Origin of the sequence: Burkholderia sp. BCC1644, assembly GCF_902833225.1 — a bacterium.
In the GTDB taxonomy this organism is placed as follows: Bacteria; Pseudomonadota; Gammaproteobacteria; order Burkholderiales; family Burkholderiaceae; genus Burkholderia.
Window position 1 is genome coordinate 92629 of the sequence record NZ_CADFEI010000013.1, and the last position, 25372, is coordinate 118000.

Sequence of the window (25372 nt, forward strand, 5' to 3'; positions counted from 1 at the left end):
ATCGATTCGATGACGATTACACTCATTCCGGCGAGATGCGCGCCCTGTCCTCTTTGAACATCGGGTCGGCAAACGACCGGAAGTCGCTCTCGATCTCGAGGATCTGTGCCACGCACACGTCGTATCGCACCTGTTCGAGCGCCCGCTCGCGCAAAACACGCATCGTCCGCAGCGGCGGCCGAGCCCGGCACGCCGGCGCGATCGCCGGCGCCAGGCATTCTCTGGATCGATACGGCCATGCGCCGCTGGTCACGCGAAGGTCATGCAGGGATGAACCTGCCGCGTCGGGGACGCTCGTCCACGAAGGCAGCACCACCCGGATGACGGGTACCGACAACGCCGACACCCTATGCTGGCTCGACGATTTCGATCGCAAAGCACCGTCCGGGCTATTCGAAGGCGAAGCCGGCCGCGCGCTTGCTACGCGACGCCCAGCGAGCACTATTGCCTGGCACATGGCGGGTGCAGTGGATCGACGATACGACGGCGATACCGGAACACGAGGTCTTCACGGGTAGCGAAGAAGATTTGCCGGACCAGAGGTGCTGACTGCCGTGGATCGACTCACGCTCGGCGAATCACTGCGGGTCGGTGTCCCCTATGCGCAGGACGAGTCAGCGTAGGCTCTCGCCGACTCCAGTGGCCGCCGTGCTGGCGAGTTGCCGTTCGGCGAGGTCGAATGCCCGCTTCAGCGCGTCCAAGACATCCGCGCCCGTCATATGCGGAACGGGACAGAATTCCCCCTTACGCGTGATCAAATCGAGTCGTACGTCATACCTCTGCTGGCGTGTCGTTGCATCCATGGTCTCGATCGCGAGATGACAGCCGGCCAGTTGTGCACTGAACGGCTCGAGGCGCATCAACTGGATGCTCGCTTCCGCCTCCAACTGAGCCGACCCGGCAAAGCCGAAGTAAGCGATCTGCATCCCGATTCCCATGTTCCGCACCTGTTGATCGCGTCGATTGATGCCAAGAGCCGGTTCACCCGTATGGTGCACTCGAAATACCCAATCTCGTGCATCCATCTTCCGCGGCGACGGCGCGGCCTCGTTGATGTGCGTCAAACAGCGGACATCACCGCACAGACCCTGCCTCGACTCCACGCACGGCAAGAAGTTGGATAATTTTTTGTGTCCGTCGAGAAGCACGTCGGAGGAACTGATACCAAGAAGGAAATACACGAAGGAATTCAAGATGGAGGCGCTACGGTCAGCCGATTACGCGTAGTTCGATGGGATGAACGCCGCTGCGCCTGCCGGACGTCGACCAGGGGGGGCAGATAAACTGCCTGCGCCTCAACTAGGCAACGGTGCAGATCCTGCCCGGCCAAAGCCCTGGGGAGTCGCTGGTCGATATCGCCAATAAACCGGGTGATACAGCCTGGGCGTCGACACCCGTCAATGCTGAGTTGTGCAGAGGCCGTGCTTGAGCGCGGAAGGACGCCTTGGCGGGGCGGGCAAGTGACGCTGCCAGGAAGCGCGCTTTGGCTCGATAACCGGCAACGGACGTGGTTGCGCCATTTGCACGCTGCTTGGGGAAGATGTCATCGTTCAGATCTACGGCGGCTGGACGGGCTACGCAGCGGCGACGGTGACTGGCGCTTTGCGAGCAAGGCGGAACTTCGGTCAATGACGATGCGCCGCAGGCGCCAAGACCAATCATCAACCCTTTGATAACCGACCGCACCCGACACCGGCCGGCCGCTGCCGGCATCGACGACCGTCACCGGGACGCTTCCGGCTCGGGCGGTGACGCACGACACGCGGCCAATTGACGATTGCCAGACTCTTCAATGCACACCTCGAGACGCGGATTCCTGCGCACATTGTTGCGAACCCGGCACAACGTCGCGTGAGGCAGATCAACGGTACGCGCTGCGCCGCCGCCCGATCCGCGTCGACCGCAACGTGCGTCTAGGGCGTGCCGGTGCCCGGACAACCGGCGCAAAGCCGTATCACACCGCGCCGCTCCGGGTTCCGCCAGTAGAACCGCATATCGACAGCACCGTGTGTCGGCACGACGACGTGACGGACTTCCTGGACGGCCCGATCGCGCGCCGATACCGTATATCGCCCCGGCGGCACGCGCGCGAACAGGAACGGGCCGGCCGTGTGCACGTCGAGGATCGTCGACTTGCCGGACGCCAGCGTGACATCGACGTCGGACAGGTAATGACCGGCCTTCGACGCGAACGTGATCCGCAGGTTGTAACGCGGCGCAGCGGCACGAAACGCAGCGACCTCCTCCCCGCCGATGCCGCCCGTGATGTACACGGCGCCGTTCTGCTCGACCGGCTCGGGCAGCGCTTGCGCCAGCACGCTCGCGGCAGCGGCCAGCAAACAGGTCGACAGCAGCAGCGACCCGATGATTCCAGTCCGCATTTCATTCTCCCGATTCAGGCACGCGGGTGGCGATGCGGCTCGCTGGTTCGGGCGCGTCACGGCTGGCGTGCCACGACATGACGCATTCGCATCGTCGACGAAGCCAGCGTCGCGCGGAACGTCGATTTCCCGTTGACGCAGGTCAATCGCCCCTGATCTACCCGCGGTGTGGCGCTCGATCACGAGACCGCCGACCGAGCGACGCGACGGGCCCGCGCGGCGGGCCACGCGCGGGCGTTGCGGCGCCGTCGCCCGTTCCGGCTGTCAGCCGATATTGCACGACGCGTCGGAAATTTCCGACACGCCGGCCCGATGTCGGACAGCAAGCTCAGGCCGCGCTGATTGTCCGGCCATGTTCCGCCGCCAATACTGGAGACGTGACAGGATGCAACGCGTTCCGCAGCCGGCAAACAGGTGTTCCGCGGGCCGCAAACGGATCCAGGAGCTGGCCATGACTCACCCGAACGCAGCCCATGCCGACGATGCCACGCCGGATCGCGACCTTCCGGTCGGCGCCCACCTCGTGACCCGGCGCCCCGGCTACGCACATCACGGGATCTACATCGGCAACGGCAACGTGATCCACTACGCGGGCCTGGCACACAGCCTGGGCGGCGGCCCGGTCGAAGTCGTCTCCCTTGACCGCTTCTGCGCCGGTTTCGGTCTCGCGATGGTCCGGCATGCGCGGACCCCGTACGACGGCGCGGAAGCAGCGCGGCGCGCTGCCTCGCGCCTTGGCGAATGCCGATACCGGCTGCTCACCAACAATTGCGAGCACTTCTGCCTGTGGTGCCTGTTCGGCGTCGGAAGGAGCGAACAGGTCGCGTCGTGCCTGCGCAACCCGGTTCACGGCATCACGGTCGTCGTCATGCTGCTTGCGTGCGTGCTGGCCGCGCGGCTGCATGCGGCATCCGTCGAATGCACGCCGGACGCGCACGCCTGCCCGGCTCGATGCGGGGCCTAGCGCCGCCTGAATCGACAGGACGCTCCGCCGCTCACGCGCGTTGGCGGAAGGCCGCACGTACCTGCCCCCAGCGCTTCGCCCGCGCGATCGCGATACGGATCGCGCTGCCCTCGGCGCGCCCTTGCCGCAGCAGCGCGTTGGCGATCTCGATCGCCTTGCCGCGAACCGGCGGCGGCAGGTTCCGCATCGACGGCGGATAGCGTTCGTCATCCCACGGCATGGTTGATCCCTCTCGTACTGGTGCGCCGGTCCCGACGTGCCGGCCGGCAGGTCATGCGGCGGACCCCAAGGAATCCGGCCGCGCGTGAACCCTGGCGGAGACGACATCGGCGAGCGGTGGCGGCAAATCCGCGATCCGGCGACCGGTCACGGTTTCTCCCCGGCGGGCTGGAGCAATCCGTTCATGCAACGCGTCTCGCACGCATCCGTCATCAGATAGCGAGGCAGCGCCATCGGGGGATCCGTCAACCGAACGGGGCGTGCATCGATCGTGAACGCCGCGACATAGCCGTCGCGAGCGGCCAGTTGGTCGGTCCCCGCGTCATGGACGCCGAACGGCCAGGCCAGCAACCGGACCGGCCGACCGGTTTCGGACTCGAACCGTTCGCGAGACCGGCCGAGCTGGAACGCGACGAATCGTCTGTAATCCTCTGTAGTGCGCCGCGCGCGCTTGGTGCGGAAATTCGGATGCCAGTAGGTATGCGACTCGATATCGCATCCGCCGGATCGGCCAAGCGCGCGCAGCGGGTCCCATGTCATCGCGTAGCCGGCGTTGGAAATCGCCGACGGATAGATGAACAGCGTGACCGGTACCGGATGCGCCGCCAGCAACGGGCGCAGCACGTCGTAGACGGAACGGTGACCGTCGTCCACCGTGATCGCGACCGCCCGCGCCGGTATCGCGTCCGTCTGGCCGTCGTGCCAGCGCACGACGTCGGCGAGCGGCACGATACGGTAGCCGCTCGCCTCGATCGCGCGCATCTGCTCGATGAATGTTCCGGTGCGCACCGTCATCGAATCCACGCGTTGCGCCGCGAAGCGGTGATAGACGAGTATCAGCACGCGCGACGGCACGGACGCGACCGTGCCCGCGCCGGCCATCGATGCAGGCCGGCCCTGACACCACCTTACGTGTGCCCCTTCGCACCGCCTTGACGACCGTCAAGCGATGCCGCAAGCGCGCGGGATTGCGCTCGATCAACGACGCGGGTGGGCAGGCCCGTACAGTGGGTCATCCGTCGTCGCCGAGCTCCGCCATGGACGAGCAGCCGCTGTGCACCACCGTGTTCGCCGAGCGCTATGCGCAGCCCGGCGAAACGTCCCGCGCGGCCGTCTTCCATCGCGTCGCCCATGCGCTGTCGCTCGCCGAGCCGCAGGCGCTGCGTGCGAGGGCCGAACGTACGTTCCTCCTGAACCTGCAGCGTGGCGCGATCGGCGCCGGCCGCATCCTTGCGAACGCCGGTACGCAGACGGGCGGGACGATGATCAACTGCTTCGTCCACCCGCTCGCGGTTCCCGTGGCGGTGCCGCTGCAAGGCGTCGACGCGGCGCTCGCACAGGCGCTCGACGACGCCCGGCTCACGCTGCTGATGGGTGGCGGAATCGGCTACGACTTCTCGCCGGTGCCGCCCGCCGGTGCGTACGAACGCCGCCTGTCGTCCGAACGTGGCGCATGTGCGGCGATCGACCGCTTCGATGCGATGTGCCGCGCACTGCCGTTCACCGGCCCGCGCCGCGGCGCGCAGATGGGCGTCCTGCGCTGCGATCATCCGGATCTGGCCGCGTTCGTCACGGCCAAGCGCGGGCGGTCGCGCTGGCCGACCTTCAACCTGTCGGTCGGCGTCACGGACGCGTTCATGGAAGCGGTCGCGCACGATCAGCCGTGGGCGCTCGTCCATCATGCGCCGCGCCATGCCGATGCCGGCGCACCGGCCCGGCGGCCCGACGGGCGCTATCTCCACGCGACGGTTCCGGCCCGCAAGCTGTGGCACGAGATCGTCAACGCCGCACGTGACAGTGCCGAACCCGGGCTGCTGTTCCTCGACACGATCCGCGAGGCGAATCCGCTGCGCGAGCACGAGCGGATCGACGCGACGAACCCGTGTGGCGAACAGCCGCTGCCGCCCTACGGCAGCTGTGTGCTCGGGCCGATCGACCTGTCGCGGTTCGTGCACCATCCGTTCGGTATCGACGGCAAGCCGCGCTTCGACTTTGCGACGCTCGCCGACGCCGTGCATGTCCAGGTCCGCCTGCTCGACAATGTGCTCGAGCTGACCGCCTGGCCGCTCGCCGCGCACGCGCACGAGGCGCACCGGACGCGGCGCATCGGTATCGGCGTGACGGGCCTGGGCGACGCACTGACGATGCTGCAATTGCGCTACGACAGCGTCGAGGCGCGTGCGTGTGCGCGCAGCATCGCGCTGACGATGCGCGAGCACGCGTTTGCCGCATCGGCCGCGCTGGCCTCCGAGCGCGGCGCGTTTCCCGCCTACGATCCGGCCGATTACCTAAGCGGCCCGGCGTACCGCATGCGCCTGCCGCTGAAGGTGCACCACGCGATCGCGCGGCACGGGCTGCGCAACAGCCATCTGCTGTCGTTCGCGCCGGCCGGCAGCGTGAGCCTCGCGTTCTGCGACAACTGTTCGAACGGCATTGAGCCGGCCGTCGGCTGGACACAGCGCCGGACGGTCCGAACGGCCGACGGCCAGGTGCGCCCGTTCCGGGTGCATAACCATGCCTACAGGCTGTTTCGCGCACTGCACGGCGACCACGTCGAGCTTCCGGACTATTTCGTCACCGCGGCCGAAATCGCGCCGATCGATCACGTCGCGATGCTCGCGGCGTTGCAGCCCTGCGTCGACGCCGGCATCTCGAAGACCGTGACGATGGACAGCCAGTGTTCGCTGGCGCAGGTCGACGCGCTGTTCTTCGCGGCGTGGCGCGACCGGCTCAAGGGCATCACGGTGTTCCGACCCGATCCGCGACTCGCGTCGGTCGTCACCGACGACACGGCGCAACTGCGCGATGGCGCAATGTGCATCGGCTGTTGAACGGCACGAGCGCCGGCGGCCGGTCAGGCCGGCGCGTCCGTTGCCGGCTCCTCCACCTCGGCTCGTGCCGGCTCGGACGCCCCGCCGCCATCGCCCGGCGGGGCGATGAGCGCCACCAGCCCGTCATGATCGATCGACTCGTGCTGCAGCAGGCACTGTGCGATCCGTTCGAGCGCGTCGCGATGCGCGCCGAGCGTCGCCGCGACGCGGACGTGCGCGTCTTCGAGCAGCGCGCGCACCTCCTCGTCGATCAACTGCGCGGTGTGTTCGCTGCAACGGCCGTCGCCCGGCGTCCACACGCCGGGTGAACCGCCATGCGGCGTCGCGTCGTCCAGCGTCGCCAGGCCGAGCTTCGCGCTCATCCCGTACTGCATGACCATGTGCCGTGCCAGCGCGGTCGCACGCTCCAGGTCGTTCTGCGCGCCGGTCGACACGTCGCCGAATGCAATTTCCTCGGCGACCCGGCCGCCGAGCAGGACGTCGAGCCGGTCGAGCAACTCGCTCCTGCGCAACACGTAGCGATCCTCTGTCGGCACCTGCTGCGTGTAGCCGAGGGCCGCGATGCCGCGCGGGATGATCGACACCTTCTTCACGGGGTCGCAGTGCACGCGGCTTTGCGCGACGAGCGCGTGGCCTGCTTCGTGATACGCGATGGTCCGTTTCTCCTGTTCGTTCATCACGCGGCTCTTGCGCTCCATGCCCGTCATCGCGCGATCGATCGCCTCGTCGAAATCGGCCATCCCGATCGCCGGCTTGCCGAGTTCGGCCGCATGCAGCGCGGCCTCGTTGACGACGTTCGCGAGATCGGCGCCGACGAAGCCCGGCGTGCGCTGCGCCAGCTCTGCCAGGTCGACTTCCGGGGCCAGCTTCACGCGCTTTGTGTGCACGGCCAGGATCTGCTTGCGGCCGGTCAGGTCCGGCCGGTCGATCGCGATGTGGCGATCGAAGCGCCCGGGCCGCAGCAGCGCGGGGTCCAGGATTTCCGGCCGGTTGGTCGCGGCCATGATGATCACGCCCGAATTGGCCTGGAAGCCGTCCATCTCGACGAGCAGCTGGTTGAGCGTCTGCTCGCGCTCGTCGTTGCCCGATATCAGGCCGACGCCGCGCGCCTTGCCCAGCGCATCGAGCTCGTCGATGAACACGATGCACGGCGCCTTCTGCTGCGCCTGCTCGAACAGGTCGCGCACCCGCGCCGCGCCGACGCCGACGAACATCTCGACGAACGCCGAGCCGCTGATCGTGAAGAACGGCACGGCCGCCTCGCCGGCCACCGCGCGCGCGAGCAGCGTCTTGCCGGTGCCGGGCGCGCCAACGACGAGCACGCCCTTCGGGATCTTGCCGCCAAGCCGCTGATAGCGTTCGGGGCTGCGCAGGAACGCGACGATCTGCTGCAGTTCGGCTTTCGCCTCGTCGATGCCCGCGATGTCGTCGAACGTGATGCCGGTTTCCTGCTGCACATACACGCGCGCCCGGCTTTTGCCCATGCCGCTCAGATCCCGGATCCCGCCCGGCCTGCGCATCATGAAGCTCCACATCACCACGAGGACGATCACCGGCAGCGCCCACGCCGCCAGCGTCTCGAACCAGCCCGAATCCGGCACGCCGCGATAGCGGATGCCGGCGGCCGTGAGCGTGGTGACGAGACGATCGTCGGCCACCCGGTTCGTCGCGAAGCGCCACGGCGCCCCCGCCTTCTTCACGGCGGCAGCATCGGTGGCCGGCAGCATCGTGCTAGCCTCGGGCATACGCAGCGCGCCCGAGATCGACGACTGGCCGATGTCAAGGTCGTCAACGAGCCGCGCGTCGACCAGGCGGTGAAAGTCGCTGTACGAGATCTGCGTGGTCGCCGGCTGAGCCATCAGCAGTTGATACGCCACCAGCACCGCGAACACGATCGGGATCAGCAGCCCGGAATAGTCGAAGGTCTTTTTCATGGCGTCGAGCCGGTGCGGCGGGCGTGGCCCGCTCACGCAACGGTCAGCCGGTCGACGACCTCGCGCACGCTCCTGACCGACGCGGCCGCGCCGCAAGCGGCACGCCGCTCCGCGAGCGACGCGACGGTGCCCGTCAACGTGACGATGCCGTCGGCGGCATCGATCGAGATCCCTGCGGATTCGCGCTGCGCGCGGCGCGCGAGCGCTTCGGCGATCCGGGTGCCGACGTCGGGCACCGTATGGTCGGCGCGCACGCGGATGCGGTTCGCCACACCGACGACGCCGATCATCCGGCTCACCATCCGTTCCGCCGCACGGCTCTGGAACGCGTGATCCACTTCGCCGTCGAGCGTCACGCAGCCGTGATCGACTTCGACGCGGATCTTGTGATCGCGCAGCGCCTCCTGCCAGCCGAGCGCGAACGTGATCGCCAGCTCCTGGTCCGCGCATGCGTTCTCCGGCGGCGCAACGTTCAGTTCGAGCACCAGCGCGCGCGCATCCTCGACATGCAGCGCCGTTTTCTGCGCCTCGAGCTTCTGGGCCCAGCTGTCGACCGTGCCGCGCAACGTCACTATCCGGTCGCGTACGTCGACGTCGATCCGCCGCGCATCGATCGCCGGATTCCAGAACAGCGCCTGCTCGACATCCTGCTTGAGTGATGCATCGGACTTCATGTCGGTCTCCCGTCGGCCCGTGCCGGTCGCGACAGTCGTGACCGGGTGCGGGCCGCACCGAATTCAGCATTGCGCATGGCGGCGCCGGCGGCTTGACGAGGATCAAGTAACGTCATGCTTGCGTCGGCTGCCGCCGGGCTTGGGAAAACCGGGTTTTCCCGTTGATGCAGATCAACCGCGCGGCGGAGCGCGAAGCGATCATGACCCCGGACGCAACGAAGCGCGTGGCGCCACGCGCACGTCGCCTCGTTGCGATAACCGCTCTCCGGGAGAACATCATGAACCGCAGGCAATACCGAATCGCGCTCGCGACACTCAGCGTGTTCATCGCGCTCGCCTCGCTCGCCGGCATCATTCACGGGATGCTGTTCGACGAGCGCGTGTTCAGGTATTCGCTCGTCACGCTGATCCTGAGCATCCTCTCATTCGTCGTACTGCTGAACCTAGCCCCGGGCGACCGGCTGTAACGCGAGCGACGCCGCTGCCTGCGAACTCGACGCAATGAGCGGCGTCGTTCCGCCGTCGCTCATGCGCCACGTCGACAGTGGCGCAACATTCACCGCGCCGGATTCGTCGCCCCCTCGAATTCGCAATCCCGCGCGGCCAGCACAGAGGTGCCGGCAGTGTCGTCGACGAGGCACGCGATCTCCGAGAGCGAACCGATGGACGCTCGCCGGCCGGTCGCACGTGCGAAGTCGCCGGCGGCCTCGACCTTCGGCCCCATCGAGCCAGGCGCGAAGGCCAGCGCGGCGAGCGCGTCCGCCGACGTTCGGCGAACCAGCCGTGCGTCCGCGGTGCCCCAGTCGAGGTAAACTCCCGCCACGTCCGTCGCGATCACGAACAGGTCCGCATCGATTTCACGTGCCAGGAGCGCCGCGCTGCGATCCTTGTCGATAACCGCCTCGATTCCCCGATGCTGGCCATCCCCTGCCTCGACTACGGGAATTCCGCCTCCTCCGGCGCAAATCACGATCGCGCGGCTGGCGAGCAGCGCCCGTACCGGCTCTATCTCGAGAAAGCGCAGCGGCCGCGGGCTCGGCACGACGCGCCGGTACCCGCCACCGTCCGCGACGATCTTCCACCCATTGGCATCGACCATCTCGGTTGCCGCTGCTTGCGTAAGAACCGGGCCGACCGGTTTGTCGGGATGGTGAAACGCCGGATCGTCGGCACTCACCTCGACCATCGTCAACAGCGTTGCGCATGGACGCGACTCCGGCAGCCGATTGCGCAGCTCCAGTTCGATCAGGTAGCCGATCATGCCTTCGGTTTCGGCGTCGAGCACATCGAGCGGAAAGCGTTCGGCGACCGGCACCTGTCGGGAAAGCGCCGCAAGCATGCCGACTTGCGGGCCGTTGCCATGCACGATCACCAGCTCGTTTCCGTGCGCGATGCTCGCCAGCTGAACCGCGGCCAGTCTCACGTTCTGCAACTGCGCGGCGGGACTCATTGCCTCTCCGCGACGCAGCAACGCATTGCCGCCGAGTGCGACCACGATACGCATCACGCGCCCTCCTCTAAGGCCTATTCACGCAAATAACGGGCTTGCGCTTGCCCCAGGAATGAATTTTTCCAAATAGGGGAATGTGTCGTGCCGGCCGCTTTGCGGCGTCGCGCGTCGCTTGTCCCCCAGGGTGACAGCCGGCAAGGAACGTTCGCAAGCCTGCCATTAGCGTGAACAGACGCTAGCCGGCGAGCGTTGCAACGAGCACAGCCTTGATCGTATGCAGTCGGTTCTCGGCCTGGTCGAAGACTATCGACGCGTCGGACTCGAACACTTCGTCGGTAACTTCAACGCCATTGGTCAAGCCGTAGCGATCTGCAATCTGCTTGCCCACCACCGTATGTGCGTCGTGAAATGCCGGCAGGCAATGCATGAATTTCACGCGGGGGTTACCGGCGTCTGACAGGAGTTTTGCGTTCACCTGATAGGGAAGCAACGTACCGATGCGCTCTCCCCATCGCTCCTCCGATTCTCCCATCGACACCCACACGTCCGTGTAGATGAAGTCCGCGCCCTTTACCGCTTTGCCGGGCTGCTCGGTCAGCATGAGCCGGGCGCCAGTCTTCCCGGCAATCTCCCGGCACTGCGCGATCAACTCGTCGTGCGGCCAAAGGTGCCGCGGCGCACACAGCCGAACGTCCATGCCGAGCTTCGCGCCGACGATCATCAACGAGTTGCCTGTATTGTTGTGCGCGTCGCCGATGTAGCAATACGCGATTTCGTGCAGCGGCTTGTCGCTGTGTTCGTGCATGGTCAGCACGTCGGCCAGCATCTGGGTCGGATGGAATTCGTCGGTCAGCCCGTTGTAGACAGGTACGCCGGCATACTGCGCGAGTTCCTCGACAATCTCCTGGCCGAAACCGCGGTACTCGATCGCATCGTACATCCGGCCGAGCACGCGGGCGGTGTCTTTCATCGATTCCTTGTGGCCGATCTGTGAGCCCGTCGGATCGATATAGGTGACGTGCGCGCCCTGGTCATGGGCGGCAACTTCGAACGCGCATCGCGTGCGGGTCGAGGTTTTCTCGAAGATCAGTGCGATGTTCTTGCCGGTCAGTCGCGGCACCTCGGTGCCCGAATATTTCGCGCGCTTGAGGTCGCGCGACAGATCGAGCAAATAACGGATCTGGCGCGGTGTGTAGTCCATCAGCGTCAGATAGCTGCGATTGCGTACGTTGAACATGATGAGTTTTCTTCTCTCGAGATCAGCATGGAATCGCGCGGTTCAGAGCGCGACCGGATCGCGCGCGACCGGGCAGCTCAGGCAATGACTGCCACCGCGCCCGCGACCGAGCTCGCCGCCCGGCAGTTCGATCACCTCGACACCGGCCCGGCGCATTTTCCGGTTCGTGTGGGTGTTGCGGTCATACGCGAGCACGACGCGGCGGTCGAGTGCGAGCACGTTGTTGCCGTCGTCCCATTGCTCACGTTCGCTTTCGTAGCGGTCCCCACCCGTCGTCAGTACCCGCAGCGAGCCGACGCCGAGCGCGTTCGCTAAGACCTGCAAGAATTTCTCGTCATGACGCTCGTAGCGAATCTGCCCGAGCGCGTCTCCGGCGTACAGGCTCGTGCAGCGGATCTCGTCGGCCACATCTGGATAAATGCTGACGAAATCGACGTCCAGGAACGAAAATACCGTGTCGAGATGCATCGATGCGCGCGACTTCGGAAGCTGGCATGCAATCACGCGCTTCGCGCCATTGCCGGCGAACAACGCGCGCGCGACCTGCGTGACCGCTTGCGGGCTCGATCGTTCACCCATGCCGATCAGCACGACGCCGTTGCCGATAGCCATCACGTCGCCGCCTTCGAGCGTCTGCGCACCGTGATCGACATCCGGGTTGCCCCACCACGTGCGAACCTTTCCCGCAAAGCGCGGATGAAACGCGTAGACGGCCGCGAGCAGCAGTGTTTCTTTCCGGCGCGCGGGCCAGAACATCGGATGCAATGTCACACCGCCGTAAATCCATGCACTCGGGTCGCGCTGAAACATCAGATTCACGAGGGGTGGAATCACGAAATCCGATCGCTCAAGATATCCTCCAAACAGACCGCTTGCGTCGAACGGCAGTTCCGATTTCGCGACGCCGCCGATCAGTACATCGGCAAGCTGCCGCGCCGGCATCGATTCAAGCCATAGTCGCAACTCGCGCAGCATGCCTGTTCCGACTTCCTCCTCGGTAATGCGGCGATCGAGTATCCAGTCACGCGCGCCGGTATCCAGGCAGACTTCGGCCAGCAGATGCTGAAACTCGAGCACCTCCACGTCCCGTTCGCGCAGCACCCGCACGAACGCCTGATGATCTTCGATTGCCTTGTCGACCCAGATCACGTCGTCGAAAAGCAAGGTTCCACAGTTGGCCGGCGTCAGCCGGCGATGGGCCAGGCCAGGCGCGCAAACCATCACGGTTCGCAGTTTGCCGGCCTCGGAATGAACGCCAAGTGTCATGGTCGGATTCCCGAAGTTCCGTAGCTGTTGTTCAGACACGACGCCGAATTGGCGTGGGCTGTTTGTCAATGGTCCTGTCGATCTCGTATTCGATACCCGATCATCCGATCGACACGACGCCCTTTGCGAAGAGCACGCACGCAATCGCCGCGACGGCAAGCAAGACGACAGCGGCCGTGCGCTCGACTCCGGTAAAAGCGGGTGAATCAGGATTCTTCTCGCGCTGCGCATACCAGAACACCGGGATACCGATCACGAAGAAGATCGTCGACATCAGCAGATACGTCGGACCGGCCGCATAGAGCAGCCATGCTGCGTATGCGGTGCCCAGAACGCCGGTCCACATCGACGCGCGTTTGCTCTCGCCCGCATGCTCGTGGAAGCTCCTCTGCGTCGCGCATTTCCACAGAAAGCCGGTACTCGCGAGATACGGCGGCAGGATCATCACGCCGGCCACGCTGATGAGCCACATCCAGGCGTCGTGCGCAAACAGCACGACGAACATCATGGCTTGCATCACGGCACTCGAAATCCACAGTGACGGCGCAGCCGCATGATGGCGATTCTCGTGCGACAGAAAACGCGGAAAGATGTTGTCTTTAGCGGCCGCATATGGCAACTCGGCAACGAGGACCGTCCACGCCAGCCAACAGCTCAGCACCGAGAACAGCAGCGCGACGACAATGAAGATCGCCCCCCAGTGTCCGACGAGCTGCTCGAGGACATATGCCGTGGACGGATTCTGAAGGCCGGCCAACTGATGCTGCGACATCAGGCCGAACGGCAACGCGGAAAGCAGGAAATAGAGCGTCGTGCAGACCGCGAGCCCGATGAAGGTCGCGGTGCCCACAGCATGCTGATCGCGCGCCCGATCGGACACGACGACAGCGCCCTCGATGCCGATGAACACCCACAGCGTGACCAGCATCGTGCTTTTGACCTGTGCCAGCGTGCCGCCGAGATGCTGCTGCTGCCCCCACACGTCGAACGAGAAATGTCCCTTCTGGAAGAACAGCGCCATGACGACAATCGCGACAGACAGCGTCACGACATTGACCACGCTCGTTATCGTGTTGAGGATCGCTGCGCGTTTCACACCGGAAAGCACCATGAAGTGCAAGGCCCAGATCAGCAACGATCCACCTACGATCGACTGCCAGTTCTTGCCGTCGAACGCAGGGAAGAAAAAGCCGAGCGTCTGCATGATCAGTACCGCGAACGCGACGTTGCCGAACGCGGAGCTCAGCCAGTATCCCCAGGCCATCTCAAAACCCGCGAACTTGCCGAAGCCTTCCCGCGCATACGAGTAGATGCCCGCGGTAAGTTCGGGCCGCTGATCCGCCAGCGTCCGAAATGCGTTCGCCAGAAAGAACATGCCGATGAGCGTGATGATCCACGCGATCGCGATGGCGCCGAGGCCGGCGCCCGCAGCCATGTTCTGCGGGAGGTTGAATGCCCCGCCGCCGATCATCGACCCGACGACTATGCCGCTCAGCAGCAGTAGACCTAGCTTGCGTGTATCGGGACTGCCGCCGGCCGCCCTTGGCGCAGACGCCGCCGGATCGCCCTCGATGGAGGGTTTCTCCACAACAGGTTGACTCATGTCAATTCTCCACAGACGTTGACGCCTCCTGGTCATGCGGCTGGCCGCATGAGACAGACGGCAACCATGACCAGGTTCCTGGCAAACGAGAATTCAATCCGGAGTACTGTATATTTGCCATTCATCGATTCCAGAATCAAACCGGAATCGGCGATGCAATGTGTCGGCGAGGCCGCACATTCGGGCGCCAGAGCGACCATGACCATAGTAGATGCGGAAACCCGGGAACCCGCTTGATTCAGGTCAACGGTGTGGGGCCGGGCAGGACGGGAAGGAGGCAGGCGGGTGTGAGGAGCAGAGGAACTGCCGCAACCCGAGGGTGAGCGGGTAGCGGGGAGATGTCGTCCGGGTCAAATCGGGCATGCCGACGAGTGCACTCAGTCGGGTTCGTCAGCCTCGACCGTGGCCAGCGGCATCACGATCGTCACCGTGAAGCCATGGCCGGGCGCCGTCTCGATCTGCAGTTCTCCGCCGAGGCGCTCGGCACGCTCTCTCATGCCGAGCAAGCCGAACGATTTCAACCCGGGACGCACGTCGCTGTTAGCGCCGCGGCCATTGTCCTCGATCGTCACGATGCAGTGCGGCTCGTCCCGCCGGATGCCGATCGTGACCTCGGTCGCTCCCGAATGCCGCGCACTGTTCGTCAGTGACTCCTGCACCATCCGGAACACGGCCGTTGCGCTCTCGCGGTTGAAAGCGATCTGGTTCGCATCGATACGCCTGACGACACGAATGCCGTACCGCGACGAGAAATCAGCAATCAGCCAGTCGACGGCAGGAACCAGTCCGAGATCGTCGAGCATCCTCGGCCGCAAATCCGCGGCGATGCGCCGCACCGAAACGACGATCTGATCGATCATCGAATACAGGTTCCCAACCATCGCCTCGGGCGATCCCGCCTCCGCGCCTTTGAGTTTGTTGTCGAGAACCGCGGTCACCATTTTGAGCGCAGTCAGCTGCTGCCCCAGGTCGTCGTGCAGCTCGCGGGCAATTCGCGCTTTTTCCTCTTCCCGTGCGCGCAGGATACTGGCAGACAGGCGTTTCAGCTCCTCGCGCGATTCGCGCAGTTGTTCCTCCGCACGTCTGCGATCCGAAATGTCCATGATCCATCCGACCATCCGGTAGGGCTTGCCCGTGCTGTCCCACAACGCCTGACCCCTGGACTGGATCCACCGGAACTCGCCGGACTTGGTGCGGACCCGGTATTCCACGTCGTAGGGCCGTTCATGCGCCAGATGCCGATCCAGGATCGACGTCACACGGTTAACATCGTCGGGATGAATCGCGGCGAGATGCGCGTGCGCCTCATTCGGCAGTTCACGATCGTCGTATCCCATGATCTCGTGGAAATGTGCGGATAGAAACATCGCGCCGGTGAGCAGGTTCCAGTCCCACAGGCCGGCTGCCGCACCGCTCACCGCCAACTGAAACCGTTCCTCGCTTGCCGCCAGGGCTACCGACACGTGATGCCGCTCGATGGCGTAGCGAATCGCACGGCCCAGTAACGCAGGTTGAATGTCCCGCTTGAGCAGATAGTCCTGTGCACCCTCCTGGATCGCCAGCAAACCTGCCGAAAGATCGTCCAGGCCGGTCAGCACGATGATCGGCACCTCCGGCTTCCCGGCATGCAGCCGGCTGAACGTGTCGAGTCCTTGTGAATCCGGAAGACCAAGGTCGAGCAGCACAACATCGAAATGTTCTGCCTGAAAGCGATCCATGCCTGCCGACAAGCGCTCGACGTGGAGCAGCACCGACACGAAATCCTGCACATCGGAGAGCGCTTCGCGGATCAAGAACGCATCGGTCGGGCTATCCTCGACGAGCAGGATCCGAACCTCGTTGAGCGGCGTATTCATCGCCCGGCAGGCGGCAGCGTGACGACACCGAACCAGAAATCGCTGATTCGGCGCACGACATCGGCAAACTTCGCGAAATCGACCGGTTTGGCGATGTAGCAATTGGCGTGAAGTCCGTAAGACTTCACCACGTCCTCTTCCGATTTCGAGGTCGTCAGGATGACGACGGGGATATTTCGCAGGTCGGGGTCATCTTTTAGTTCCTGAAGGACTTCGCGCCCGCTCTTCTTCGGGAGGTTCAGGTCCAGGATAATGAGACCCGGCCGGCGCTCGCCCTGGTACGGCCCTTCCCTACGGAGATACGCCATCGCAGCCACGCCGTCTTCCACGACCCTGAGCGGGTTGAGGACCTTGTAATACTCGAGCCCCTCGCGGGTCATCATCACATCGGTGGGGCTGTCTTCGACGAGCAGGATATCGACAAGACCATCAAGCGGTTCGGCTGGCATTGGCTCTCTCCTTAAACGACTTCGGCGTTCGGATGGGTCTGTGCTGCGCGCGGTAACGTGAAAAGAAAGCGCGTCCCCTTGCCGGGCTCGGATTCGACCCAGATCCTGCCGCCGTGCCGCTCCACGATCCGCTTGCACAACGCGAGCCCGATACCCGTGCCGGGGTAATCGCGACGCGTATGCAGCCGCTGGAAGATCAGGAAGATGCGCTCGAAGTACTGGGCATCGATCCCGATTCCATTGTCTTCGACGCGGAACAGCCATCCGTCGGCACAAGGCTCCGCAGCGATCCGGATCTGCAGCGGGGCTTCCTTGCGGCGGAACTTGACGGCATTGCCCACCAGGTTCTGAAACAGCAGCGCGAGCTGCGACGGAATGGCCTGCACCGCCGGCAGGAAACCCCGGTGCACGTCGGCTCCCGCCTCTTCCAGTGCCACGGCGAGATTGTTCAGCGCACTGTCGAGCGCGGCCGCACACGCGATCGGCTGGAACGGGTTGTCCGAACGGCCTACGCGCGAATACGTCAGAAGATCCTCGATCAACGCCTGCATGCGGGTGGCACCTTCGACGGCATGGCCAATGTATTCGTCCGCACGCGCGTCCAGTTGCCCCTGGTAGCGGCGCTGCAACAACTGCAACGGCCCGGCTACGGCCCGCAGGGGTTCCTGCAGGTCGTGCGAAGCCACGTACGCGAACTGCTCCAGGTCGCGATTGGAGCGGGCCAGTTCGTCGGTACGCTCGCGCAGCGCTTCTTCGGCACGTTTGCGTTCTGTAATGTCGACGATGGCTGCCAGAACGAACATCCCTTCATCCGTTTCGATCGGATTCAGTCCGATTTCGACCGGCAGTTCGGTCCCGTCGCTGCGCAACCCGGAAAGATGCCGACCCGCTCCCATGGGGCGACTCTTCGGCGAGGCGAAGAACGCCGCCCGATGGTTGGGGTGCTGGGCACGAAGCCGGGTCGGCACCAACGTCTCGATGCTCCGACCGATCAGGTCGTCGCGCGAGTAGCCGAAGACGCGCTCGGTCTGCGAATTCACCAGGACAATCTGGCCACTGCGATTCACCATGACCATCGCATTTGGCGACGCCTCGACGACGAGCCGAAGGCGTTCCTCCGCCCGTTTGCGTTCGCTGATATCGGTGGAGATGCCACCGATCGACACGATCCGCCCCGCCGAATCCCGAATCGGAAAACGGACTGACAGAAACGTTCGAGGCTGCTCCCCCACGAGCACGGTTTCCTCGGTCTCGACAACGTCGCCGGTGAGCACCCGGTCGTCAGCCTGACGATTCACGGCCGCCCGCTCCGACTGAAAGAGCTGATCGTCCGTCTTGCCGAGCGCCTCCTCGCGGCGGACATGGAAGACGTCCTCGAAACGCCGGTTGACCAGCACATAGTGCCGATCTGCCTGCTTGACGCTGATCACCGTGGCGGCGTTATCCACGATCGACTGAAGCTGCTGCTGGCTGTCGCGTATCGCCAGCTCCGCGCGTTCGTATTCGGCTACCTTGCGACGCAGCGCGTCATTGACGCTTTCGAATTCCGCCGTGCGCGTCGCAACCCGTCGCTCGAGCTCGTGGGTGAGCGCGCGCAGCTGTTTCTCGGCCGCCTGGCGCGCCGAGATCTCGCGTACGAGATCCCGGTTCGCCTGGTCCAGCTGCATCGGGCTCGGCAACGCGAGCGCTTTCGGTATCAGGGGCCATATCACAATGGCAGTGGCGAGGGACGCCGCCGCGGTCAGGGTCTTGACGCTCGCGTCCAGCCAGTACACCGGCTGCCAGATGTCGAGAATCGAGATCAGGTGGGTGGTGCCGCACGCGAGAATGAATACCGCGAACATCAGGAACAGCCAGCTGAACGGCAGATCCGTGCGACGACGCGCGAATATCCACAGCGCAACGGGTATCGAATAGTATGAAAGTGCGATGATCGCGTCGGCGATCACGTACGACCAGATCAGCCCGGGCGACCACTGCAGACAATAACCATGCGGAACAAAGCCCGACGCCGCAAAGAACTGAGTGATCGTTTCCACGCGCCATGCTCCTTCCTGTTGGAACCCTCAGGGTTCGGGCTCGGGTCGGCTAGCACAATCGATTCGTCGTTGACACTATATACGTCAGGGCAATGCCTCACGCAAGAAGCGGGCCGGGGGAATTGTCCCGGCGTCGGTGAGACGGCGAAAACGTCGCGCCGCGGGGTTGGCGTCGCCAGCCGGTACCGGCAAGCAGGGCCCCGCCGTGCACGACACGGCCGTCCGGGTTGACCGGCATCAATCGACGAAGGGGGTTCGGTCTCGAAAATCGATGCCAGGCTGTCCGGCAATCGGCACGGCGGCACAACAGGACTCGACATGAGAATGCTTGCGGTGGCGCTCGTCTCCCTTGTACTGGCACCGACCGGCGGTGGCCTTTCGCGACTGCGGGACGACGACAGCCGGGTCGCCTTGGCACTGAATGGGGTCGTCAGCACCTACAGCGAGCGGGCCGCGATCGTCGCCGACCTCCTGCAGACGGTGTCCCGAAAAATCGACGCACGGCCGGCGTCACTGCGTGCGACGCTCGACGCCTGCTCGGATCTCGTCGCCATGTCCGCCACCGCCGACGCGCTGCGGCGGGCCGACGCTCTCCCCCATTTCGACGGCGCGCAATTGAAACTCGAGGTCGCCGTCTCCAGCTTGCTGGTCGCTTCGGATTCCTATCGCGCCCTGTTCGCTGACCCGCACTACAGCGTGCTCAAGGTACGTCTTCGGGCAATCGAGTTGCGGATCGGCGTCGCCCGCGAGCAATACGACACCGCGGTCGCGTGCTACAACGCCAGGCTGCATGCGTTCCCGACACGCGTCACGGCTCGGCTGTTCGGCTTTCGCGAAAGCCGGACGTTTGCCGATCTTGCTTCCCATGCACCGCTGCCGCCCGGCTTGCTCGGCCCCGGCGCCCGGCGCCATCCGTGGGTCTGAGATCGCTCAGGCGCGTCGTTCAACCGAAGCACCGCTCGAAACGCATTCCCGCCGAAGTGATGCAGATCAAGGGTAGGAGCGTCATACGTCGGATATAACGGAACCCGAAGCGGCCCGCCAAGTGGCGGCGCCACCCCGCGTTTCCGTATTCGCCGAGGCTTTCCATGCGCGCCATCGCGCTTCCCGTCGTGTTCCGCATTGCAGCTTTCCGGTACGGGCGTTTCATTGCGCTCGCAACGAGTATCGGCCTGCTTTCCGGATGCCTGTCGCTCGCGCCGCCGGACCAGCGTCCCGCCGCGCCGATCCCTGCCGCCTATCCGGATCCGTCGGCCAGCGCCACGCCTGCAGCCGCTCCGGTGCCCGCGTGGCAGGACTACTTCGTCGATGCGCGCCTTCGGGCGTTGATCGTGCAGGCGCTGGCCAACAATCGCGACCTGCGCGCGGCCGTGGCACGCGTCGAACAGGCACGCGCCGTCTACGGCATCCGCGGCGCTGACCAGTGGCCGACGATCGGCGCCGGCGCGGCCTATGCGCGGTTTCGTGCGCCGGGCGGGTTCCTCACGCCGACACCGGTCATCGGACAGGTCTACGAGGTCCAGCTGGCCGAAACGCAATGGGAGCTCGATTTTTGGGGCCGCGTGCGCAACCTGAAGGAAGCGGCGCTGCAGCGCTATCTCGCGAGCGACGCGGCGCGGCGTGCCGCAACACTGAGCGTGATCACGTCGGTCGCCAACACGTATCTGACGCTGTGCGAGTACGACGAGCGCATCGCGCTGACCCGCGCGACGATCGACACGCGCCGCGAGTCGCTGCGGATTTTCCGGCTACGCCACGCGGCCGGCGCGATCTCGCGCCTCGACCTGAAGCAGGCCGAGATCCTGCTGCTGCAGGCGGAGTCCCTCGGCGCCCAGTTGCAGCAGGCGCGCGCGGCGGCGGCCGATGCGCTGGCCCTGCTGGTCGGTGCGCCGCCGGATCTGGCCGGCACGCCGCTCGTGCTCGACGACCGCGCCGTCGCGCCGTCGCTCGCCCCCGGCCTGCCCTCGTCGCTGCTTGCCCAGCGGCCGGACGTGATCGCGGCCGAGCACGAGTTGCAGGCGGCCCGCGCGAACATCGGCGCGGCACGCGCCGCGTTCTTTCCGCGCATCGCGCTGACGAGCTCGATCGGCTCGGGCAGCAGCGCGCTGCATGAACTGCTGACGTCCAGCACCGGCGTCTGGTCGGTGATCCCGAACGTGACGCTGCCGCTGATCGACGGCGGCCGCAACCGCTCGAATCTCGCGCTTGCGCACGCACAGCGCGACGAAGCGCTCGCGCAATACGAACGGACGCTGCAACGCGCGTTTCGCGACGTGTCCGACGCACTCGCGTCCCGGTACTGGCTGGCCGACGAGGTGCGTACCGAGCACGCGACGCTCGAATCGCAGGCCGAACGGGCACGTCTCGTGAAGCTGCGCTACGACAGCGGCGCGACCCGCTTCCTCGAAGTGCTCGACGCGCAGCGGGACCTGATGAACGCGGAGCAGCAATGGGTGATGACGCGTCGCGCGCTGTTGTCGAGCCGCGTCGCGCTGTATGGCGCGCTCGGCGGCGCCACGCACGACCGCGACGCGCCCGCCCCGCCACCGACCAACGAATCGACGAATCCGGATTCCACACGATGAAAACCCTCAAGCGCCCTCTTCTGATCGGGGCAGGCGTCGCCGTGCTCGCGATCGGCATCACGTATTACGGATGGACACGCTGGCGTGACGGGCAGGCTGATGCCGGCCTCGTGAGCGGCAACGGTCGCATCGAGGCAACCGAGATCGACGTCGCGACCAAGCTGCCGGGGCGCGTCACCGCGATGCTCGTCGACGAAGGCGACTTCGTGAAGGCCGGGCAGCCGCTCGCGCGCATGGACGTCGTCGTCCTGCAGGCGCAGCTCGACGAGGCGCGCGCCCGGGAGGAGCAGGCCGTGAACACGGCGGCGAGCATCGACGCGCAGGTCGCGCAGCGGCGCAGCGACAAGGCGGCGGCCGAGGCCGTCGTCGTCCAGCGGGAAAGCGAACTGGATGCGGCGACGCGGCGGCTCGCGCGCTCGGAGACGCTGTCGCGCGACGGCGCGTCCTCGCTGCAGGAACTCGACGACGATCGCGCGCGCGCCGGCAGCCTGCGGGCAACCGTGAATGCGGCGCACGCGCAGGTGCAGGCTGCCCAGGCCGCGATCGACGCGACCCGGGCCCAGCTCGTCGCGGCGCACTCCGCCGTAACGGCCGCGCAGGCAACGGTCGCGCGCGTGCAGGCCGATATCTCGGACAGCGACCTGAACTCGCCGCGCGACGGGCGCGTGCAGTATCGCGTGGCCGAATCGGGCGAGGTGCTGCCGGCCGGCGGCAAGGTGCTCAACGTGGTCGACCTGTCGGACGTCTACATGACGTTCTTCCTGCCCGAGACGGTCGTCGGTCGGGTGCCGCTCGGCGCCGACGTGCGGATCGTGCTCGATGCCGCGCCGGAATACGTGATTCCGGCGCGCGTGTCGTACGTGTCGAGCACCGCACAGTTCACACCGAAGACGGTCGAGACGGCCACCGAACGGCAGAAGCTGATGTTCCGGGTGAAGGCGCGCATCGACCGCGACCTGCTGCAGCGCCACCTGAAGCTCGTCAAGACCGGGCTGCCGGGTGTCGCCTGGCTGAAGGCCGATTCGAACGCCGCGTGGCCGGCTCCTCTCGCGATCAAGGTGCCGCAATGAAATCGGTGCCCCCGGCCGATACCGGTGCAGGCGCGACCGAAAGTCTGCCGGCACCCGCGACACCCGTGCCGGTCGCGCGGCTGTCAGGCGTCTCGCTGCGCTACGGCGGCAAGGCCGCGCTCGACGACGTGACGCTCGACATCCCGGCCGGCCGCATGATCGGGCTGATCGGCCCGGACGGGGTCGGCAAGTCGAGCCTGCTCGCGCTCGTGTCCGGCGCGCGCGCGATCCAGCAGGGGCGCGTCTGGACACTCGGCGGCGACCTGTCGTCGCGCCGTCATCGCGCACGCGTGTGCCGGCGCATCGCCTACATGCCGCAGGGCCTGGGCCGGAACCTGTATGCGACGCTGTCCGTCGAGGAAAACCTGCAGTTCTTCGCGCGGCTCTTCGGTCACGACGCGGCGGAACGGCGTCGCCGGATCGACACCCTCACGCGCAGCACCGGCCTTCACGCGTTCCTGGATCGCCCCGCCGGCAAACTGTCCGGCGGCATGAAGCAGAAGCTCGGCCTGTGCTGCGCGCTGATCCACGATCCGGACCTGTTGATCCTCGACGAGCCGACGACCGGCGTCGATCCGCTGTCGCGCGCCCAGTTCTGGGAACTGATCGCGCGCATCCGGGCCGCCCGTCCGGCGATGAGCGTACTGGTGGCGACGGCGTACATGGACGAAGCCAGGCGTTTCGACCGGCTGATCGCGATGGACGCCGGGCGGGTGCTGGCGACCGGCAGCCCGGACGAGCTGCTGGCCCGCACCGGGTGCGACACGCTCGAAGGCGCGTTCGTCGCGTTGCTCCCGGACGCGCAGCGGCGCGGGCACGAGCCGATCCGGATCGCGCCGTTTCAGCCCGAACCCGCCGCCGGTTACGCAATCGAGGCCGACGGGCTGACGATGCGGTTCGGCGATTTCGTCGCGGTCGATCACGTGAGCCTGCAAATCCGCCGCGGCGAGATCTTCGGCTTCCTCGGCTCCAACGGCTGCGGCAAGTCGACGACGATGAAGATGCTCACGGGCCTGCTGCCGGCCTCCGACGGCACGGCGACGCTGTTCGGCCAGCCGGTCGCGGCCGACGACATCGACACGCGCCGGCGGGTCGGCTACATGTCGCAAGGGTTTTCGCTGTATGGCGAGCTGACTGTACGGCAGAACCTCGTGCTGCATGCGCGCCTGTTCGGCGTGCCGGAGGCGGACGTACCGGGGCGGGTCGCCGAAATGGCCAGGCGCTTCGGGCTCACCGGCGTACTCGACGCGTTGCCCGACCGCCTGCCGCTCGGCATGCGACAGCGGCTGTCGCTCGCGGTCGCCATGGTGCACAAGCCCGAACTGCTGATCCTCGACGAACCGACGTCGGGTGTCGATCCCGTCGCGCGCGACGATTTCTGGCGGCTGATGATCGAGCTCGCCCGGCACGATCGCGTCACGATCTTCATCTCGACGCACTTCATGAACGAAGCCGAGCGCTGCGATCGCATCTCGCTGATGCACGCGGGCCGGGTGCTCGCCAGCGCCGCCCCCGGGGAACTCGTGCGCACGCGCGGCGCCGCCACGCTCGAAGAGGCGTTCATTGCGTACCTGACCGATGCGCAGCGCACGGACAGCGCGCCGACGGACGAGGCGTTCGACGCGGGCTGGCTGAGCGCGCCGTCCGACGACACCGCCGCCCGGGCCGGCACCGCCCGCGCGGCTGCGTGGTTCAGCCCGGCACGGGCCGGCAGCTACCTGTGGCGGGAAGTCCTGGAGCTGCGACGCGACCCGCTGCGCGCGACGCTGGCCCTGTTCGGTTCGCTCGTCCTGATGTGCGTCATCAGCATCGGCATCAGTCTCGACGTCGACAACCTGACGTTCGCGGTGCTCGACCGCGACCAGTCGATCCTGAGCCAGGACTACGCACAGAACCTCGGCGGCTCCCGCTACTTCGTGCCGCGCGCGCCGCTCGCGGACGAGCGCGACATCGACCGCCGCATGCGCAACGGCCAGCTGTCGCTCGCGATCGAGATTCCGCCCGGGTTCGCGCGCGACGTCGCGCACGGCCGCCGGGTCGAGATCGGCGCGTGGGTCGACGGCGCGATGCCGATGCGCGCCGAGACGATCCGCGGCTATGTCGCCGGCATGCACGAGAACTGGCTGCGCGACCAGGCGAAGCGCCGGCTCGGCGCGTCGCTTGCTCCGGCAGTCGAGATCGCCGTGCGCTATCGCTACAACCCGGACGTCAAAAGCCTGCCGGCGATGATCCCGGCCATCATGCCGATGCTGCTGCTGATGCTGCCCGCGATGCTGACGGCGCTCGCCGTCGTCCGCGAACGGGAGCTCGGGTCGATCGTCAACCTGTACGTGACGCCCGTCACACGCGCCGAATTCCTGCTCGGCAAGCAGGCGCCCTACGTGATGCTGGCCGTGCTGAACTTCCTGCTGATGGTCGTGCTGGCCGACGTCGCGTTCGGCGTGCGGATCAAGGGCAGTTTCTTCACGCTCGCGGCCGCGGTGCTGGTCTTCAACGTCGTGGCCACGGGCATCGGCCTGTTCGCCTCGACGTTCACGCGCAGCCAGATCGCCGCGATCTTCATGACGATCGTCGGCACGCTGATTCCGGTCGTGCAGTTCTCGGGGCTGCTCACGCCGCTGTCGTCGCTGGAAGGCACCGGCAGGTGGATCGGGACGATCTACCCGGCCACCTACATGCTCGCGATCAGCCGCGGCGTCTACAACAAGGCACTCGGCCTCGCCGACCTGTCGTCGCAGTTCTGGCCGCTGCTCGCGGCGGCGCCGGCCATCCTGGTCATGACGGCCGTCCTGCTGCGCAAACAGGAGCGCTGAC

The 25372-nt window shown here is 66.0% G+C and carries 21 protein-coding genes; 7 read left to right on the top strand and 14 right to left on the bottom strand.

Annotated elements, in window-relative coordinates:
- Positions 1 to 22: 22 nt before the first annotated feature.
- The 3 genes from HWX87_RS24810 to HWX87_RS24825 form a co-directional block, all read right to left on the bottom strand.
- On the bottom strand, positions 23 to 337 hold the full coding sequence (locus HWX87_RS24810; RefSeq protein WP_244137743.1) for a hypothetical protein: 315 nt from the start codon (positions 335 to 337) through the stop codon (positions 23 to 25).
- Between the two features lie 277 nt (positions 338 to 614).
- Positions 615 to 926: a hypothetical protein gene (locus tag HWX87_RS24820; protein ID WP_176049846.1), complete on the bottom strand. Its 312-nt coding sequence runs from the start codon at positions 924 to 926 to the stop codon at positions 615 to 617.
- 987 nt (positions 927 to 1913) lie between these two features.
- Entirely contained in the window at positions 1914 to 2381 is a 468-nt protein-coding gene (locus tag HWX87_RS24825) for a carboxypeptidase regulatory-like domain-containing protein (protein WP_176049847.1), read from the bottom strand.
- 451 nt (positions 2382 to 2832) lie between these two features.
- Here HWX87_RS24825 and HWX87_RS24830 point away from each other — a divergent pair, with 451 nt between their 5' ends.
- Positions 2833 to 3345: a lecithin retinol acyltransferase family protein gene (locus HWX87_RS24830; RefSeq protein ID WP_176049848.1), complete on the top strand. Its 513-nt coding sequence runs from the start codon at positions 2833 to 2835 to the stop codon at positions 3343 to 3345.
- A 31-nt stretch (positions 3346 to 3376) separates the two neighbouring features.
- Here the strand turns inward: HWX87_RS24830 and HWX87_RS24835 are convergent, their stop codons facing one another.
- Together HWX87_RS24835 and HWX87_RS24840 are read right to left on the bottom strand one after the other, a co-directional pair.
- Positions 3377 to 3565, bottom strand: coding sequence for a hypothetical protein (locus HWX87_RS24835; RefSeq protein WP_175828828.1), 189 nt, complete (start codon positions 3563 to 3565; stop codon positions 3377 to 3379).
- A 146-nt stretch (positions 3566 to 3711) separates the two neighbouring features.
- A complete protein-coding gene (locus HWX87_RS24840; protein WP_176049731.1) occupies positions 3712 to 4446 on the bottom strand; it encodes a polysaccharide deacetylase family protein in 735 nt (244 codons plus the stop codon).
- Positions 4447 to 4601: 155 nt separating this feature from the next.
- Between HWX87_RS24840 and HWX87_RS24845 the strand changes: the two genes are divergently transcribed.
- Positions 4602 to 6395, top strand: coding sequence for an adenosylcobalamin-dependent ribonucleoside-diphosphate reductase (locus HWX87_RS24845; RefSeq protein WP_176049732.1), 1794 nt, complete (start codon positions 4602 to 4604; stop codon positions 6393 to 6395).
- Between the two features lie 23 nt (positions 6396 to 6418).
- On the opposite strand, the gene ftsH is transcribed toward HWX87_RS24845, so the two are convergent.
- A complete protein-coding gene (ftsH, locus tag HWX87_RS24850; protein WP_176049733.1) occupies positions 6419 to 8329 on the bottom strand; it encodes an ATP-dependent zinc metalloprotease FtsH in 1911 nt (636 codons plus the stop codon).
- A gap of 32 nt (positions 8330 to 8361) precedes the next feature.
- Positions 8362 to 9003 (bottom strand): BON domain-containing protein, encoded by a 642-nt coding sequence (locus HWX87_RS24855; RefSeq protein WP_176049734.1) that lies wholly within the window; start codon positions 9001 to 9003, stop codon positions 8362 to 8364.
- Between the two features lie 278 nt (positions 9004 to 9281).
- On the opposite strand from HWX87_RS24855, the gene HWX87_RS24860 reads away from it, so the two are divergent.
- On the top strand, positions 9282 to 9470 hold the full coding sequence (locus tag HWX87_RS24860) for a DUF2964 family protein (protein WP_175828833.1): 189 nt from the start codon (positions 9282 to 9284) through the stop codon (positions 9468 to 9470).
- 89 nt (positions 9471 to 9559) lie between these two features.
- On the opposite strand, the gene HWX87_RS24865 is transcribed toward HWX87_RS24860, so the two are convergent.
- The 7 genes from HWX87_RS24865 to HWX87_RS24895 form a co-directional block, all read right to left on the bottom strand.
- On the bottom strand, positions 9560 to 10507 hold the full coding sequence (locus HWX87_RS24865; protein ID WP_176049735.1) for a carbamate kinase: 948 nt from the start codon (positions 10505 to 10507) through the stop codon (positions 9560 to 9562).
- Positions 10508 to 10688: 181 nt separating this feature from the next.
- Positions 10689 to 11693, bottom strand: coding sequence for an ornithine carbamoyltransferase (locus HWX87_RS24870; protein WP_176049849.1), 1005 nt, complete (start codon positions 11691 to 11693; stop codon positions 10689 to 10691).
- Positions 11694 to 11732: 39 nt separating this feature from the next.
- Positions 11733 to 12956 carry an arginine deiminase gene (locus HWX87_RS24875; protein WP_176049736.1) on the bottom strand — a complete coding sequence of 408 codons (1224 nt, stop codon included), beginning with the start codon at positions 12954 to 12956 and terminating at the stop codon, positions 11733 to 11735.
- A 100-nt stretch (positions 12957 to 13056) separates the two neighbouring features.
- Complete coding sequence (locus tag HWX87_RS24880; protein ID WP_176049737.1) at positions 13057 to 14559, bottom strand: basic amino acid/polyamine antiporter; 1503 nt, start codon at positions 14557 to 14559, stop codon at positions 13057 to 13059.
- Between the two features lie 377 nt (positions 14560 to 14936).
- Positions 14937 to 16415: a PAS domain-containing protein gene (locus HWX87_RS24885; protein WP_176049738.1), complete on the bottom strand. Its 1479-nt coding sequence runs from the start codon at positions 16413 to 16415 to the stop codon at positions 14937 to 14939.
- Positions 16412 to 16864, bottom strand: coding sequence for a response regulator (locus HWX87_RS24890; RefSeq protein WP_176049739.1), 453 nt, complete (start codon positions 16862 to 16864; stop codon positions 16412 to 16414). Before HWX87_RS24890 ends, HWX87_RS24885 begins: the two co-directional genes overlap by 4 nt.
- An 11-nt stretch (positions 16865 to 16875) precedes the next feature.
- Positions 16876 to 18903 carry a PAS domain S-box protein gene (locus HWX87_RS24895; protein ID WP_244137744.1) on the bottom strand — a complete coding sequence of 676 codons (2028 nt, stop codon included), beginning with the start codon at positions 18901 to 18903 and terminating at the stop codon, positions 16876 to 16878.
- A gap of 318 nt (positions 18904 to 19221) precedes the next feature.
- Here HWX87_RS24895 and HWX87_RS24900 point away from each other — a divergent pair, with 318 nt between their 5' ends.
- From HWX87_RS24900 to rbbA, 4 genes are all read left to right on the top strand, one after another.
- Entirely contained in the window at positions 19222 to 19827 is a 606-nt protein-coding gene (locus tag HWX87_RS24900) for a LemA family protein (protein WP_176049740.1), read from the top strand.
- Positions 19828 to 19991: 164 nt separating this feature from the next.
- Entirely contained in the window at positions 19992 to 21488 is a 1497-nt protein-coding gene (locus HWX87_RS24905; protein ID WP_176049741.1) for an efflux transporter outer membrane subunit, read from the top strand.
- Complete coding sequence (locus tag HWX87_RS24910; protein WP_176049742.1) at positions 21485 to 22558, top strand: HlyD family efflux transporter periplasmic adaptor subunit; 1074 nt, start codon at positions 21485 to 21487, stop codon at positions 22556 to 22558. The genes HWX87_RS24905 and HWX87_RS24910 overlap by 4 nt, the downstream gene beginning before the upstream one ends.
- Positions 22555 to 25371 (top strand): ribosome-associated ATPase/putative transporter RbbA, encoded by a 2817-nt coding sequence (gene rbbA, locus HWX87_RS24915; RefSeq protein WP_244137745.1) that lies wholly within the window; start codon positions 22555 to 22557, stop codon positions 25369 to 25371. Before HWX87_RS24910 ends, rbbA begins: the two co-directional genes overlap by 4 nt.
- Position 25372 lies beyond the last annotated feature (1 nt).